Source organism: Scytonema hofmannii PCC 7110, from assembly GCF_000346485.2.
Classification (GTDB): domain Bacteria; phylum Cyanobacteriota; class Cyanobacteriia; order Cyanobacteriales; family Nostocaceae; genus Scytonema; species Scytonema hofmannii.
The window spans coordinates 8,613,133-8,626,705 of sequence record NZ_KQ976354.1; the positions used below are offsets into that span (position 1 = coordinate 8,613,133).

General features: G+C 41.9%; 16 protein-coding genes and 1 tRNA gene. 9 read left to right on the plus strand and 8 right to left on the minus strand.

Features of this window, described 5'->3' with window-relative positions; genetic code table 11:
* Positions 1-75: 75 nt before the first annotated feature.
* Complete coding sequence (locus WA1_RS36480; RefSeq protein WP_017746689.1) at positions 76-288, minus strand: hypothetical protein; 213 nt, start codon at positions 286-288, stop codon at positions 76-78.
* Between the two features lie 342 nt (positions 289-630).
* Here WA1_RS36480 and remA point away from each other — a divergent pair, with 342 nt between their 5' ends.
* Together remA and gmk are read left to right on the plus strand one after the other, a co-directional pair.
* Positions 631-897: an extracellular matrix/biofilm regulator RemA gene (gene remA, locus WA1_RS36485; protein ID WP_017746690.1), complete on the plus strand. Its 267-nt coding sequence runs from the start codon at positions 631-633 to the stop codon at positions 895-897.
* A 174-nt stretch (positions 898-1,071) separates the two neighbouring features.
* Complete coding sequence (gene gmk, locus WA1_RS36490; RefSeq protein ID WP_026135023.1) at positions 1,072-1,671, plus strand: guanylate kinase; 600 nt, start codon at positions 1,072-1,074, stop codon at positions 1,669-1,671.
* Between the two features lie 52 nt (positions 1,672-1,723).
* Here the strand turns inward: gmk and WA1_RS36495 are convergent, their stop codons facing one another.
* From WA1_RS36495 to WA1_RS36500, 3 genes are all read right to left on the minus strand, one after another.
* The gene (locus tag WA1_RS36495; protein ID WP_026135024.1) at positions 1,724-2,242 is read right to left on the minus strand and encodes a photosystem I reaction center protein subunit XI; all 519 of its coding nucleotides are present in this window, start codon (positions 2,240-2,242) and stop codon (positions 1,724-1,726) included.
* Between the two features lie 543 nt (positions 2,243-2,785).
* Entirely contained in the window at positions 2,786-2,917 is a 132-nt protein-coding gene (locus WA1_RS53810; RefSeq protein WP_081403013.1) for a Photosystem I reaction center subunit IX, read from the minus strand.
* Positions 2,918-3,031: 114 nt separating this feature from the next.
* Positions 3,032-3,529, minus strand: coding sequence for a photosystem I reaction center subunit III (locus tag WA1_RS36500; protein WP_017746693.1), 498 nt, complete (start codon positions 3,527-3,529; stop codon positions 3,032-3,034).
* A 275-nt stretch (positions 3,530-3,804) separates the two neighbouring features.
* On the opposite strand from WA1_RS36500, the gene tsaD reads away from it, so the two are divergent.
* On the plus strand, positions 3,805-4,845 hold the full coding sequence (tsaD, locus tag WA1_RS36505) for a tRNA (adenosine(37)-N6)-threonylcarbamoyltransferase complex transferase subunit TsaD (RefSeq protein ID WP_017746694.1): 1,041 nt from the start codon (positions 3,805-3,807) through the stop codon (positions 4,843-4,845).
* A 38-nt stretch (positions 4,846-4,883) separates the two neighbouring features.
* Here tsaD and WA1_RS36510 read toward each other — a convergent pair whose 3' ends face one another.
* Both WA1_RS36510 and WA1_RS36515 read right to left on the minus strand, forming a co-directional pair.
* Positions 4,884-5,834: an alpha/beta fold hydrolase gene (locus tag WA1_RS36510; protein ID WP_051077096.1), complete on the minus strand. Its 951-nt coding sequence runs from the start codon at positions 5,832-5,834 to the stop codon at positions 4,884-4,886.
* A gap of 129 nt (positions 5,835-5,963) precedes the next feature.
* A complete protein-coding gene (locus tag WA1_RS36515) occupies positions 5,964-6,683 on the minus strand; it encodes a hypothetical protein (RefSeq protein ID WP_026135025.1) in 720 nt (239 codons plus the stop codon).
* Positions 6,684-6,958: 275 nt separating this feature from the next.
* Between WA1_RS36515 and WA1_RS36520 the strand changes: the two genes are divergently transcribed.
* The 6 genes from WA1_RS36520 (at position 6,959) to WA1_RS36545 (ending at position 11,603) form a co-directional block, all read left to right on the plus strand.
* Entirely contained in the window at positions 6,959-7,510 is a 552-nt protein-coding gene (locus WA1_RS36520) for a GNAT family N-acetyltransferase (protein WP_017746697.1), read from the plus strand.
* Between the two features lie 105 nt (positions 7,511-7,615).
* A tRNA-Pro gene (locus WA1_RS36525) sits at positions 7,616-7,689 on the plus strand.
* Positions 7,690-8,204: 515 nt separating this feature from the next.
* Positions 8,205-9,011: a Tic22 family protein gene (locus tag WA1_RS36530; RefSeq protein ID WP_017746698.1), complete on the plus strand. Its 807-nt coding sequence runs from the start codon at positions 8,205-8,207 to the stop codon at positions 9,009-9,011.
* A gap of 27 nt (positions 9,012-9,038) precedes the next feature.
* A complete protein-coding gene (gene prmC / locus WA1_RS36535) occupies positions 9,039-9,950 on the plus strand; it encodes a peptide chain release factor N(5)-glutamine methyltransferase (RefSeq protein WP_017746699.1) in 912 nt (303 codons plus the stop codon).
* Positions 9,951-10,016: 66 nt separating this feature from the next.
* On the plus strand, positions 10,017-10,646 hold the full coding sequence (locus WA1_RS36540; RefSeq protein ID WP_017746700.1) for an L-threonylcarbamoyladenylate synthase: 630 nt from the start codon (positions 10,017-10,019) through the stop codon (positions 10,644-10,646).
* Between the two features lie 36 nt (positions 10,647-10,682).
* On the plus strand, positions 10,683-11,603 hold the full coding sequence (locus tag WA1_RS36545; RefSeq protein ID WP_017746701.1) for a sensor histidine kinase: 921 nt from the start codon (positions 10,683-10,685) through the stop codon (positions 11,601-11,603).
* Positions 11,604-11,779: 176 nt separating this feature from the next.
* On the opposite strand, the gene WA1_RS36550 is transcribed toward WA1_RS36545, so the two are convergent.
* Together WA1_RS36550 and WA1_RS36555 are read right to left on the minus strand one after the other, a co-directional pair.
* Positions 11,780-13,054, minus strand: a complete 1,275-nt coding sequence (locus WA1_RS36550) for an RNA-guided endonuclease InsQ/TnpB family protein (protein WP_017746702.1) — start codon at positions 13,052-13,054, stop codon at positions 11,780-11,782.
* A 34-nt stretch (positions 13,055-13,088) separates the two neighbouring features.
* Complete coding sequence (locus tag WA1_RS36555) at positions 13,089-13,463, minus strand: hypothetical protein (RefSeq protein ID WP_017746703.1); 375 nt, start codon at positions 13,461-13,463, stop codon at positions 13,089-13,091.
* Positions 13,464-13,573: the final 110 nt, after the last annotated feature.

Consider the following 13,573-nt stretch of genomic DNA (forward strand, 5'->3'; position numbering starts at 1 on the left):
TCGGGAGTCGGGAGTCGGGAAGGAAAAGTTTCATGATTGGTGATGAACTTTTTTTATTGAGACCGCCTCCCGAATTTACTTTGTCAAACTCTGAAGAAACGCTTGCTTAGCCTCAAAATGCTTCCTAACCTCCGAAGGAGTCAAGAGTAAAACCGTTGTTTCAGGTCGAATTGGTTGCAACAAAGTATTTTGACTGCAATGAGAATCACTTGCTTTTCGGTACGTGCAATCAGCATTTATACCAGGTATCCGAAAGTAATCGCCTACTTGTAATTCTTGAAAAGTCATCAGACATATTTAAAGGTATTAATATTACCATCATAACGTTGCTGGCTGAAGCCGTTGCAATGAAAAAGTTTTATAACCAATCATGAAAATCCTTCTTCCCTACTCCCCACTCCCCATTTTCCTGACATAACAAGTCAAGTTATTAGCTTGACTCAGTATACTTTACCTATATCCTTAGATAGATTTTTAATGCTGTTAGGTCAGAAATAGCTAAAAAAAGCGGTTCTTACCTAAAAACTTGAATTGGCTTTGATTTATTCGTTGTAACTCCTGTTTTTTATGGATAACATGGAAAATAGTTCAAATTAAGCTTCTCACACCACGTTTGGCGTCAGTTTTGTTATGGACATTCAGTTAATCAACATCGGTTTCGGCAATATTGTCTCTGCCAACCGAGTCGTTGCCATAGTTAGTCCAGAGTCTGCTCCAATCAAACGAATCATTACCGATGCACGCGATCGGGGTCAGCTCGTAGATGCAACTTATGGGCGGCGTACTAGGGCTGTCATTATCACTGATTCAAGTCATGTTATTCTTTCAGCAATTCAGCCGGAGACGGTAGCAAATCGCTTCGTGATGACTCGCGAACATCAAACTGTAGATAATTGACAAATGGAGGTTACAAACCCTATCCTATTTTGACAACATCAGCAGTACCATGTGGATTAAACTAGTTCTATGTTAATAAGACTACAAACGCGTTAGTCGATAGTCGCCCTGCCAGCTAATGAAAGACTAATGACTCTTGAGCTAGGTTTATCGATCAATTCACAGGTTAAGCGGATGATGCAAGTTTTATCCACCAGAAGTGGTGCTACTACCAAAGAATGCCCCCCTATTAGCAGGCTAATTATTTTGACTGGTCCGAGTGGAGTAGGTAAAGGTACTTTAATGCGAAGTCTTCTACAGCGTCATTCGGATCTGCATTATTCCGTATCCGTGACGACTCGGCCTCCTCGTCCTGGAGAAATCGACGGAAAACACTATAACTTTATCAGCCATGGTGAGTTTGAAAAATTAGTCGCGGCTGGCGAATTACTGGAGTGGGCGGAATATGCGGGTAACTATTACGGTACTCCCCGTGAAACCGTAATTAACCAAATTCGCTCTGGTAAATGTGTCGTATTAGAAATTGAGTTAGAAGGAGCACGACAAGTTCGCGCTTCTTTTAAAGGCGCTCGCAGCATTTTTATTTTGCCGCCCTCTATAGAGGAATTAGAAAAAAGGATACGCGGTCGCGCTCAAGATTCAGAAGAGGCGATCGCACGCCGTTTGCGCCGCGCCAAAGAAGAAATTAGCGCCGCCAATGAATTTGAGATTCAAATCGTGAATGACGACCTAGAATCCGCACTAAAGGCTGTCGAAGCAGCTATTTTTGATTAGTGGTTAGTGGTTGGTGGTTAACAACTAACCACTAACCACTATCTATTAACTATTAACCAAACAGACCTTGAATAGACCCTAAGTTACTAGTCAACAAGTAAGCGACAACCGCGCCACCAATACCACCGATTAAAAAAGCGCTGGCAAAGTTGTTCCAGCCTTCTCCGGATTTAAAAGCATCTGGAGGATTGGGTGTGGTAACAGTAACGTGAGGCTGAGGTGGATTGCTGTTGGCATATAGAGATAGAGAAGCAGTCGCAATCACAATCAAGCCCAGGGTTCCTAATAAACCTGCTAGGTTCGCATTGTCGGTATCGCGCAGAGGACCCAATTTGGCAAAAGGACCAAAGATCCAGTAACCATGAGCCATGCCAATTTCCAACCCACGTCTAAAAGTAGTGAGTCCAGGACGGTACGCAGGTAAGTTGTTGATGTACCACTTGGTTAAAGGAGAAGCACTGATTGGTGTTTCCAAGTTGCCTCTCTGAGGGTCCCGCCATTCTGGAAAAACAACCTCGCGATTTCTAGCATCGCTTGGATTATTTTTTGACGCATCTACGGCTTGTGCTATATCTGCCATACTTTTATGTTTGCCTCTAGATAAAATGATGGCTTTATTTCAAGTTAATAATAATTGTTAATCTTAGCTAAATTTCACTTTTACTACCGAACTTTATAAAAATTAATTTGGTTTTTAAAATGCTCAAACCCTTACATTTAAAATATAGCAATCCTAAATTATTCATGAGATAAAGAAACCCGGTATCTGAGAGATACCGTGGTTTGATGAGGCTCAGCATTTTCTCACAAATCCAATAAGATTGCTATATGAGTAAATTTTTTCATCACAATTCTTTATTTAAATCAACAGGACTATGATTTAATTTTTGAAATATTACGTAGGTAGGTAGTTAAAATTTTTCATCAATCATTTTTTATGATTACTATATGAGTTAGAAGCTAAAAGTTACGAGTTAGGATTTATAATCTATGAGTTTCTGAAGAAAATTTCTTCGGAGAAATTTAGACAGGGAAAGATGCCTACTTCTAAAAACTCTAGACTCAATATCTAACTCTTAACTCCTAACTTCTAACGTCTAACTGTTATCCCCTACTACGGCAGTGGATGAAAAAGTAGGTCAGGGAAGAAGTAGTTAAACACAATCAACACAACAGCAGTGAAAATTAAATTGGCAAACAACAGAACTGGTGCCAATGAAAGATATCCAAGAAAATTATTTTGCATGAAACGTTCTCCCAGTAAGTCAATTGATTTAGAATTACTTAGTTAATAGTTAGTTGTTAGTGGTTAGTGGAACTACTTGTCTACTAATAACTACTAACTACTAACCACTAACTACTAACGCGGTGAAATGGGAATTTCTTCATCCTTGGCTGTTAATTGACCTGAAAGGAATTCTTGCAGTGCAGCTATAGGCCAAGTAAAGCCAGAAATCATAAGGGGTAGAGCTTTAGCCACGTCAATCTTGACTTCTCCCCATTCCACATCTCCACCTTCTGCCTTATTTTTCTGTAGATAGGTACGACCTACCCAACCAATCCAACCAGCAATGTAAAGGAAAAGAATACTAGGAATGAGAAAGTCTCCAGCACGATCCAAACGACCATCCACAATCAGGTGAGGAAGACCTTCAGGACCGCACAGGGCTTGAGAATAACGCTCAAAGCGCTTTTCCCCTGATGCGGGGTCAAAAGTAGTAGGGCGGGCAGTTTGTACCCGCTCTAGGAAAGCAGGCGATTCTTTGCAAGGAACTAGACCCGCACCTAAAGCTAGCGCTTTAGGAGCAAAGTTGAACCAAACACAAATCGATACAATCAGAGCAAACAAGCATCGCATGGAGTTGTTTCCTTTTATTACGAAACAAAAAGTTGTCTGTACAAAACGAAGCGGCTTGTACAACCTTGATTTGCAAAGTTAGCAAGTCATCACTAGCAAGTCATCATACTCTTGAGCGTGAACCGAGTAAAGTTGAAGTAAATAAAAGTTAAAGCTTCTCAATGGGAATGGGGAGTGGGGAGTGGTGAGTGGGGGATGGGCAAAACCACTCCTATTTACTATCCTGTTAATAAAACGTTTTAATCTCCCCCTACTCCCTACTCCCTTATTCCACAATGACAACTGTTTTAGCCATCGAAACTAGCTGTGATGAAACTGCGGTAGCAATTGTTAATAATCGTCAAGTTTGTAGTAGTATTATTGCTTCTCAAATCTCAATTCATCAGCAGTATGGTGGGGTCGTGCCGGAAGTCGCATCCCGCGAACATTTGGATACCATCAATGGAGCGATCGCCCAAGCTTTAGAACAGGCGGAACTCGATTGGCAAAGAATCGATGGGATCGCCGCAACCTGTGCTCCTGGGCTGGTGGGCGCACTATTGGTTGGGTTAACTGCTGCCAAAACCTTAGCAATGGTACACAACAAACCATTTCTAGGAGTCCATCACCTAGAAGGTCACATTTACGCGACTTACTTAAGTGAACCCACATTAGAGACACCTTTCTTAAGTTTGTTAGTTTCTGGCGGACACACAAGCTTGATTTATGTCAGAGATTGTGGTAGCTACGAGACCTTAGGTGAAACACGCGATGATGCAGCAGGAGAAGCTTTCGACAAAGTTGCGCGTTTGTTAAACTTGGGGTATCCTGGAGGACCGATCATAGATAAATTGGCTAAGGAAGGAAATCCACAGGCATTTACACTGCCAGAAGGAAAAGTTTCCCTACCAAGTGGTGGATATCACCGTTATGATGCCAGCTTTAGTGGATTAAAGACCGCAGTGTTGAGACTTGTACAGCAGTTTGAGAAAAATGATCTGCCACTTCCCATCTCTGATGTGGCAGCTAGTTTTCAGGAAACAGTAGCGCGATCGCTAACCAAGAGAACTATTGCTTGTGCGTTAGACTACGGTCTTTCCACGATAGCCATTGGTGGAGGCGTAGCGGCTAACAGTGGTTTGAGAAAACATTTACAACAAGCCGCAGAAACTCATAACCTGCGCGTGCTATTTCCCCCTCTCAAATTTTGTACAGACAATGCGGCGATGATTGGGTGTGCGGCGGCAGACCATCTTAATAGAGGTCACACCTCAGCCCTAACGTTAAACGTCCAGTCCCGGCTAGCACTCACTCAAGTTATGGAGTTGTACCAGTGACCAGTGACCAGTGACCAGTGACCAGTGACCAGTGACAATTAACCATTAACCATTGACTGTGGACTGTGGACTGTGGACTGTGGACTTTTGACTAGAGAGTGAATGTGAGTAGCAACGACGTCCGGTTGTTCTAACATAGCTAGATGACCGCAATGGGGAATTTCAATTACATTGTCCCCACTGTATTGAAACAGTCGATGAAAGCTAGCTAGATGACGGACATATTTTGGTTCCATAACCTTGTCTTCTTCCCCAGTAAGAAAGTAAACTGGTTGATTTAATTGGGAAACCAGTTGAGGTAAACGATTAACCTCTTCTTCTGTTGTAGAATCTAGAAGCGATCCCAAAGCAGCTTCTGGATCTGCAACAACAAAATCAATCACTCGTTGACGCGCCCAATTGCGCTCTAGAGGGCGGGCTACATTTGCCCTTGTAAACAGCAAATCAATTAAAGGCAATTGGCTTAGCCAGCGTGGTCGGACTTGTAAAAACTTCTGACCTAGTGAGCGGAATTGTTCAAAAGCTTCTTTAAGATAAATACCACCGCCTGAATTAATACAGATAATGCCTTTGACACAATCAGGCATTTCAGATGCTGTCCAAAGGGCAATAGTGCCTCCCAAAGAATGACCAATTAGCCAAGCACTAGAAATATTCAGTTGTTGTAAAAGACCGACTAAATCCTGAGCATAGGCTGCTGGGCTGTAGAAAGAATCGAAGGGATTAAGAAGAGCACCCGTGGATTTAGAGGTCAGATTCAAATAAGCTAGGTCTCGACTAGAATCGGTCTTTAACTTCGGCTGGGATTCACCAAAACCCCTTAAATCATAACAAAGGCATTGGAAACTATCTGCCAACTGGGAGATGACAGGTTGCCAGTATCCACGACTATTGAGCCATCCGTGGATAAAAACAAGAGTGTGAGGGTAGGATGTAGGAGCGGTTAGCTCGTATGCGTGTGGAACGCCCAGGATTTCGATGGTTGCCATATCTCTATGGTATCCGTTTCGATTGGAGATTGGGGATTGGGGATTGGATTTTGGATTTTGGATTTTGGATTTTGGATTTTGGATTGGGGGAGAATGGTCACTGGTCACTGGTCACTGGTCACTGACTCCTCATCTCGCCATCAACCTCTGACGCACTCCTTCAGCAATTTTGTGACCCAAATATTCTGGGATTAAGCTTTCATTTGGTCCTAGCAAATAGAGAATCAAACGCGTGCGCCCCCGCCAAACTAGTAAATTGGCATTGACTACCAAAAGGTCTTCCTGCCAAATAGCGTACATAACTTTATAAAACAAACCTGGTTGGTTATCAGCTTCAATCACTAGGGCTGGAAGATGAAAGACTGGATCGACGTAGAACTCGGTTTGTACTTGCTCTAAGCCAGTATCCAAATTAAATTCCACTGCCAGCATTTCTTCTACCTCGAACCGCCCACCTAACGCTTCTCGAATGGCACGGCAGACATTTTCTGATGTTTTCTCTGTAAGAGCTTTGCTACCCCGAGATACCAAGAGTTTGATAAAAACTAACATCGGTGGTCGAATTTGACCGTATAAACTCAGACCGTGGATAGTCAGCCCGTAAGCAGCCAGTACGCCAAAAATATCACTCAGTAGAAAAGACTGGTTGCGATAGGCAAAATGTAAAGCACTTTTGCTACCCTCAGGTTTCAGCTCTATAACAGCGCGTCTACTTTTATAGAGGCGGTATGCGAGCCGCAAATTTTGTAACTGAATCTCACTGCTAACAAATTGTTCGTAAAACTGAGGAAACGCTCGGTTAAAGCGTTTGAGAAGTTCTAGTGTAGAAGATTTTAAGCCAGAAGCCATAATTCCGGGAGTGGGGAGTGGGGAGTGGGGAGTGGGGAGTGGGGAGTGGGGCATTACCCATTTTCAGTAATTTCTCCTTGGCTCCATAACATAATGCTAAAGTTGAAAGAGATTAGTGTGAAACACGCACTTGCTAGCTACTGCTATTCAAAATCCTAAAAATACATAATTATGAGTGTAAGTGGAAGGAGAAAGGAGGGTGGCGTGCAGGTACAAGTGAATCATCACTTTTTCAGTAGAGACCAATTTAGTTATACTACCCGAACCACGTTGGCATGGGTTTTTGGAAAACTTGGTTTAGTACATCAGATACAGCCACAACAGCTAAAACAAACCCCTTTGAGGAGATGAGCACAGACGCTACGGGTAATTCCAGTCCCAGTGGCAAGAGTGAAACTTCTTCGCAAGAGGCTCGCATCGTGTTCAGCACTGAACGAGACATCGACCTGTATGAACTAGAAGAACTCTGTGATTCTGTCGGTTGGTCGCGACGTCCCCTCAGAAAAGTGAAAAAAGCGATTGAGCACAGTTTTCTGGTTGCCACCATGTGGCAGGTGCGAGGAAACAAAAGACGACTTATAGGTTTTGCCCGTGCTACTTCAGACCACGCGTTTAACGCTACTATCTGGGATGTCGTAGTTCATCCGGAGTTTCAAGGTCAAGGATGTGGCAAAGCGCTGATGAAATACGTACTTAAAAAATTAAGGAGTGAAGAAATTAGTAATGTGACTCTTTTTGCAGATCCTCATGTTGTAGACTTTTACCGGACTTTGGGATTCATGGCCGATCCGGAAGGCATTAAAGGTATGTTTTGGTATCCTCACTAGATTTTAAAAAAAGAACTAGCCAACTCCAGTTAATTTAGCTATAATGGTCTAGGTTAGACAGCCATGAAAGCGAAATAAGCAAAAATATGGCAGATAACTTATTGTCGGGATGTAGCGCAGCTTGGTAGCGCGCCTGCTTTGGGAGCAGGATGCCGCAGGTTCAAATCCTGTCATCCCGACTCATTGAATACTGAAAAAAAACCAGTTTTGTCAAAAAACTGGTTTTTTTGTGCAAATCATCAAAAATTAAGATTTGAATTTGCTTGAATTTCTGCAATTTTTATGTAAATTGACTTACATGAAATTGCAGATTTTTCCGAAACATAGCAATTTCACTGTTTTCCACTTAACTTCTAGTGGTTAAACTCAATTGCAGCAAAGCCTACTTGAAAAAGTATACATATTGTGTAATCATTGTGACATTTTTCTACTATTTGCAATAGGAACGATTTACTATTTATTAGCGTCCCTTTTTTTAGGTAAAGCCAATAAAATGGCATTTGGCACCTTGGCTAAAGAGGAAATTGTTTGCCATTCTGGTTAACATACACCAGTATCTACAAAAGTATGAAGTATGAAGTATGAAGTATGAAGGATTAGCATCTTACCCTTTCCCCTTCATCTTTTAGCCTTGATCCTTCATATTTTATCCTTTATCAAATCTATTGAGAAACATTTACTGCAAGGAGAAGTCATGAAATCACTTATTCGCTGGAGCACAACAGTAACTTTAGTAGGGAGTACTCTACTGGCGACAATTTTTAGTGGAGCTGTTCCGGTGCTTGCATTAACAGAACAGCAAATCAAAGAAAAATTAGATCCAGTACCCGTATTTTTGATTACTAACAACAAAGGCGTTCCCTTAACTCGTACAATTCCGGCTAACGCTCAAAACGGGCAAAATGCACCGAAAAAAGACGTTGCTGTCACAGACGTTTTTATGAGCGGTCAAGAAGCACAGGCTTTTGTCAACGAGCTGCGAAACACGAAAGGCAGTGACCCGAAAATGGCAGAATTGGTCAAAAGCTTGCAAGTGACACCAGTCCCTCTTGGATTGATTTATCAAAGACTTCGCGATGGTGCTAATAAACCAGACCGCCCCGTATTTGCTTTTCAACCAGGAAAACAAGACTTGGAAGGTGCGATGACATTATTGCGTCAAAGCGGTAAAAACGTGCAGCAGTTCCCCAGCGTACCTGTCTTTATTGTGAGATCTCCCGATAAAGGATACGTATCGGTAAAACGAAAAACTGACAATAAAGAAATGATCCCTCTGTTTTTAAGTAAGAAAGACGCACAGGGTTTATTGGAACAAGTGAAAGCACAAGTTCCCAAAGCTGATATTCAGGTTGTAGATATAGACAACGTGATTAAAACTTTACGCGAGAAAAATGACGCATGGCTCAGCCAAGTAGCTATAGTCCCCTCTTCTGATAGCATGCAATATGTTGTCACCAAGCAAGGGACTGCTAAACCAGCTGCACCTGCACCTAAAAAATAACAACTGGTTTTCATCTTAGATTGAGTCATGGCGGATAAACAGTCAGTCGTCACTGGGTTACAGCTTTGGCAGTGGCGTAATACGGCAATAAAAGCTGCTAACGCCTTTGGTGTCCCAACTGCTGAAGTAGATTGGCTGCTTCAAGAGATCGCTGGGTTGGATCGTTTGACACTGCTTTTGGAATCCTTCAAAGACAAACCACAAATTCCGCTACAGTTATCACTGTTCGATTTAGACCTACTGTGGCAAAAGCGATTAAAGGAGCGTCTACCAGTGCAGTATATTGCTGGAGTGACTCCTTGGCGAAAGTTTAAAATTGCAGTGTCAAATTCGGTTTTGATTCCCAGACCAGAAACAGAATGCTTGATAGATTTGGCAATAACGGCTACAGTCAATCTCCCTTACCTTCAACAAGGGCATTGGGCTGATTTGGGGACTGGTAGTGGAGCTATTGCCGTAGGGCTGGCAGATACATTTAAGAACGCAACAATTCATGCTGTTGATTCCAGTCACAAGGCATTAGAAGTCGCAATGGCAAATGCTCGAAGCTTGGGTTTTGAGGAACGTATTCAGTTTTATCAAGGTTCTTGGTGGAATCCCTTAGAATCTCTCAGGGGTCAGTTTAGTGGAATGGTATCTAATCCACCGTATATACCCACTAGCACCATCCCTACTTTGCAACCCGAAGTTACCGACCATGAACCACATCTGGCTTTAGATGGTGGTCCTGATGGCTTAGACTGTATCCGCCATTTAGTAGAAGTTTCGCCCACCTATTTGCAACCGGGCGGAGTTTGGCTGATTGAGATGATGGCAGGGCAAGCAGACGCTGTCCGAGAAATATTGCAACGTTGTGGTAGTTATTGCAACATTCAAATTTATGCGGATTTAGCTGGTATCTATAGATTTGCTCTTGCTTATCGGAAAAGTGAGGGATGAGGAGTGTTAAGTTAAAAGTATTATTCTTATCCCTACTCCCAACTCCCCATTCCCAACTCCCCAAAGATGACAGTTGTTTCTCTAGATGCTCTCATATCTGGCGCACGTGCCGGAAAACTTGTTAGCTTTCCGACAGATACAGTTCCTGCTTTGGCATCCCTACCTGAAAGAAGCTCGTTAATCTATGTTGCAAAGCAACGAAGTCGAGAGAAACCTTTGATATTAATGGCTGCTCATGCAGATGAAGTTTGGGCATTTACTCAAGGTAGAGATGAAGAATACAAAGTTTGGCGTGAAGTGGCAAAGAAGTATTGGCCTGGAGCACTGACTTTGGTACTACCAGCTTCAAAACGCGTACCAAGAGTCATGGTCTCCGATAGTGATGAAAATTTTAGTCAGTTCACGAATCAATTAAGTAACTCTGTTACAGTAGGAATACGGATTCCAGATAATGCGATCGCCCGCAAAATTTTGGCACAAACAGGTCCACTGGCCACGACTAGTATCAATTTATCAGGTCAGCCTCCTTTACTGACAGTCAGCGAAATAGAAGCTCAGTTTCCTGATATTCTCAGCTTGGCAGCAACAGAATACGATACTGAATTACAAGGAATCGGTCTACCTTCTACTGTAGTGAAATGGACTGAAGAAAATTGGCAGGTCTTGCGGCAGGGTGCTATAAAGGTAGAATTTTAAACCTGGTCACTGCTCACTGATTACTGGTCACTAATTATGGATTGGAGTAACTGGATATCTTTAGGAATAGGAATAGCGTTGGGATATGGTATTTGCAGATTATTAGCAAGGCAGGAACCAACGTCTAGTTCATCTGCCTTATCGCCTCAAGATCATCAAAATGTGTCAGCACTTTTACAACAAATGAAGCAAACGCAGCTGGCATACTATATGGCACGGGAAATGAGCCAGTTTAAAGCTGGGTTTTTGGCAAGAACAACCCACGTTTTGCGATCGCCTCTCAATGGATTAATTGGGTTGCACCAGTTAATTTTGTCAAACCTCTGTGAAGATCCGGAGGAAGAGAGAGAATTTATTTCCCAAGCTCATGAGAGAGCACTGAAGTTGCTGAAGCTAATAGATGAAATTCTTAATGTTGCTAGGACAGAATACGGTACTAATAAATTAAATATTCAGCCTCTATCACTTGTAGATATTTTACAGCATCTTCATGAAGTCATTTATATGCTGGCTGAGAATCGCAATTATCCCTTACTCATGTCTCCGCCAGATCCAGAAATTTACGTTTTAGCAGACCCTTACTGGTTGCATTACGTTTTAGTAAATTTGGTAGAAAGTTGTATTGCCCAAATGGAGGAGGGTAGTCTTCGCATTTCTGTTGGGTTTTCTCCTACAGACGATCGCGTTTGCATTTGGCTGGATGTACCAACTCATGCTATTCCCATACAAGAACAAATAGACTTAATTGCAACTGATGATAAATTTTTCAAGCAAGAGGAACTGAAATCTTGTTTATCTCCAGGAATGAAGCTACTACTCAATCAAACACTCATAGAAGTAATGGCGGGAAAGCTAGAAATTTTTGCCTGTCCTGTAGATTGGGAACACTCAGATAGCTATACAAGGCTACAATTGTCTATCCCTCGCGTAATTCCTGAAGTTGAACTTCAGTCATAGAAAGGGAACAATCGAATTTGAGTAGAATCCATGAATTTTACCGAAGAGAAGGGTATATTTTTTATCCTTCATCTCGTTGTGCGGGATAAAAGTAAATTATATCTTTAAATAATAGTTCCAGTTTACGTAGTCAAATATAGGCAAACTACTACACCTGGGTTTAAGCAACACCTTTTTTATCGACTGCTCGACAGAACAAAGGTGTTAAACGCCAAAGGATGTACTACCAGACACCCCCTATCCCTCTCTACAATCTCTTGCAAGCAATTAAAAGAGTTTGGGATTACTTTTCTGCCGATGTTAAATGCACCGTTAACATCTGCCTGAATTCTCAAACCATCTTTACTTACATACCACGCACGTTGTGTTCGCTTTCCAGAGAAAGTATGTTTTACCTTATTGTTAGGGTTGAATGTTGGGATGATGTCCCAATCAATTAGCGAAGCTTTGCTAGTGTAGGATTCTTCGCCTACCTTAACGGTAATGCCAACTTTTTCAAGTTTGTAAGTCAACATCTCGATAAATATCGCGTGTGGAATCTGAGTAAAGTTTTGGTTATTTCTCTTGCCAATATTTAGAGAAGTTTTCCATTGTTCGTTTTTCCCGATAGCTACTATCAGTACACCGTTTTTTACCAGTTCGTCAACTATCATTTTGGTTGATTGATGTAAGTAGCTATTCACAAAGTTGTTTCGGTTACGCACAATGTTTTGAATCCGAGATGATGTGCCTCTTCCGTCAGGTAAAAACCCGCGAAACCTAGCTAGCTGCTTATTATACAATTGGTTAGCCGATTTTAACGGTTTACCATTTATGACTATTGGCTGTATGGTCGGGTCACTAAACACAATTGTTGCTAGATTGTCTAACCCTATATCAATAGAGGCAGCTAACTCTGGATTTAGACTACAGAAAAATTCCGCATTGTCTGGAACATCATAAACGACTTCTATCACAAAACAACCTGTTTTAGGTATGATTCTCACCTCACACAAATCGTCAAATTTTAACCGGGGTTTTACAGGTAGTTTAATTGGAGACATTGAGGGGACAATGTAGCCGTTCTTGAACTCCTTTTTACTAATAGCTTGATAATTAAACTTGACAATATTGAGATGGCTCTCAATATAACTAGGCGGTTTTGGACAACCCGTAAATTTTTTCGGCTCTAATTTGTATGCCTCCATTGCCCTGAAATAAGCAGTCCAGGCATCTGCATTTTGTTTGAAAACGAGTTGAGCAACTTTTGCAGGCATCATGCTATAACTGCTGTTTGATTTAAACATGACATCTAACTTTGCCTGCGACTGCGTACCCCAGCCGTAAAAGAAACCTTGACGTTGTGTAAATTGAGCCGTGTTGTAAAGTTGGCGCGAGACTTTAGTAATCTCCTCACAATAAGGAAACCACTCGTGCTCGTGTTTAATTGTGTGCTGTTCTACATTTTGCATCTTTACCGGAGACCATGCTATTAATAAATATACTTTAGCTACAGACCCATTTCCAGAGTGGATGACTGGGACCTTGTTGGCGAATTTGAAAAACCTGTTTTTCGAGACGTTGTTTTTCATCCTCAGGCATTCCAAATAAGATATTTCGACTTTGCCAAATCAAGACAGCTAGGGTCATGGCAATACAGAAAGATAAACCTAGAGTAGACAATGGATGATAGTAGAGACCATATCGCACGGCTACCCAAGTAAAGTATTGCCGCCATAAAATAAGTTCTTCACGCAAATTCCATAAACAAACAGGTGCGAGAGTAAGCCATAAAAAGCTAACAAACAACCATCGAGCACCTACCTGAAGCTGGTGTAGTCTGAGCACTTGTTGAGCAAAACAGGGGTCGATGTTTTCCATTTCCCAGTGGTTAGTTGTTAGTTGTTAGTTGTTAGTTGTTAGTTGTTAGTTGTTAATGGCTACCAACTACTAACCACCAACAATGACAGGCGAGATGCCTGTCCTACACC

What these genes read in the sequence shown, in the direction of transcription:
- WA1_RS36480 (WP_017746689.1), bottom strand. Translation starts at nt 288, where the DNA reads ATGACTTTTCAAGAATTACAAGTAGGCGATTACTTTCGGATACCTGGT.
- remA (WP_017746690.1), top strand. Translation starts at nt 631, where the DNA reads ATGGACATTCAGTTAATCAACATCGGTTTCGGCAATATTGTCTCTGCC.
- gmk (WP_026135023.1), top strand. Translation starts at nt 1,072, where the DNA reads ATGATGCAAGTTTTATCCACCAGAAGTGGTGCTACTACCAAAGAATGC.
- WA1_RS53810 (WP_081403013.1), bottom strand. Translation starts at nt 2,917, where the DNA reads ATGCAAAATAATTTTCTTGGATATCTTTCATTGGCACCAGTTCTGTTG.
- WA1_RS36500 (WP_017746693.1), bottom strand. Translation starts at nt 3,529, where the DNA reads ATGCGATGCTTGTTTGCTCTGATTGTATCGATTTGTGTTTGGTTCAAC.
- tsaD (WP_017746694.1), top strand. Translation starts at nt 3,805, where the DNA reads ATGACAACTGTTTTAGCCATCGAAACTAGCTGTGATGAAACTGCGGTA.
- WA1_RS36510 (WP_051077096.1), bottom strand. Translation starts at nt 5,834, where the DNA reads ATGGCAACCATCGAAATCCTGGGCGTTCCACACGCATACGAGCTAACC.
- WA1_RS36515 (WP_026135025.1), bottom strand. Translation starts at nt 6,683, where the DNA reads ATGGCTTCTGGCTTAAAATCTTCTACACTAGAACTTCTCAAACGCTTT.
- WA1_RS36520 (WP_017746697.1), top strand. Translation starts at nt 6,959, where the DNA reads ATGGGTTTTTGGAAAACTTGGTTTAGTACATCAGATACAGCCACAACA.
- WA1_RS36530 (WP_017746698.1), top strand. Translation starts at nt 8,205, where the DNA reads ATGAAATCACTTATTCGCTGGAGCACAACAGTAACTTTAGTAGGGAGT.
- prmC (WP_017746699.1), top strand. Translation starts at nt 9,039, where the DNA reads ATGGCGGATAAACAGTCAGTCGTCACTGGGTTACAGCTTTGGCAGTGG.
- WA1_RS36540 (WP_017746700.1), top strand. Translation starts at nt 10,017, where the DNA reads ATGACAGTTGTTTCTCTAGATGCTCTCATATCTGGCGCACGTGCCGGA.
- WA1_RS36545 (WP_017746701.1), top strand. Translation starts at nt 10,683, where the DNA reads ATGGATTGGAGTAACTGGATATCTTTAGGAATAGGAATAGCGTTGGGA.
- WA1_RS36550 (WP_017746702.1), bottom strand. Translation starts at nt 13,054, where the DNA reads ATGCAAAATGTAGAACAGCACACAATTAAACACGAGCACGAGTGGTTT.
- WA1_RS36555 (WP_017746703.1), bottom strand. Translation starts at nt 13,463, where the DNA reads ATGGAAAACATCGACCCCTGTTTTGCTCAACAAGTGCTCAGACTACAC.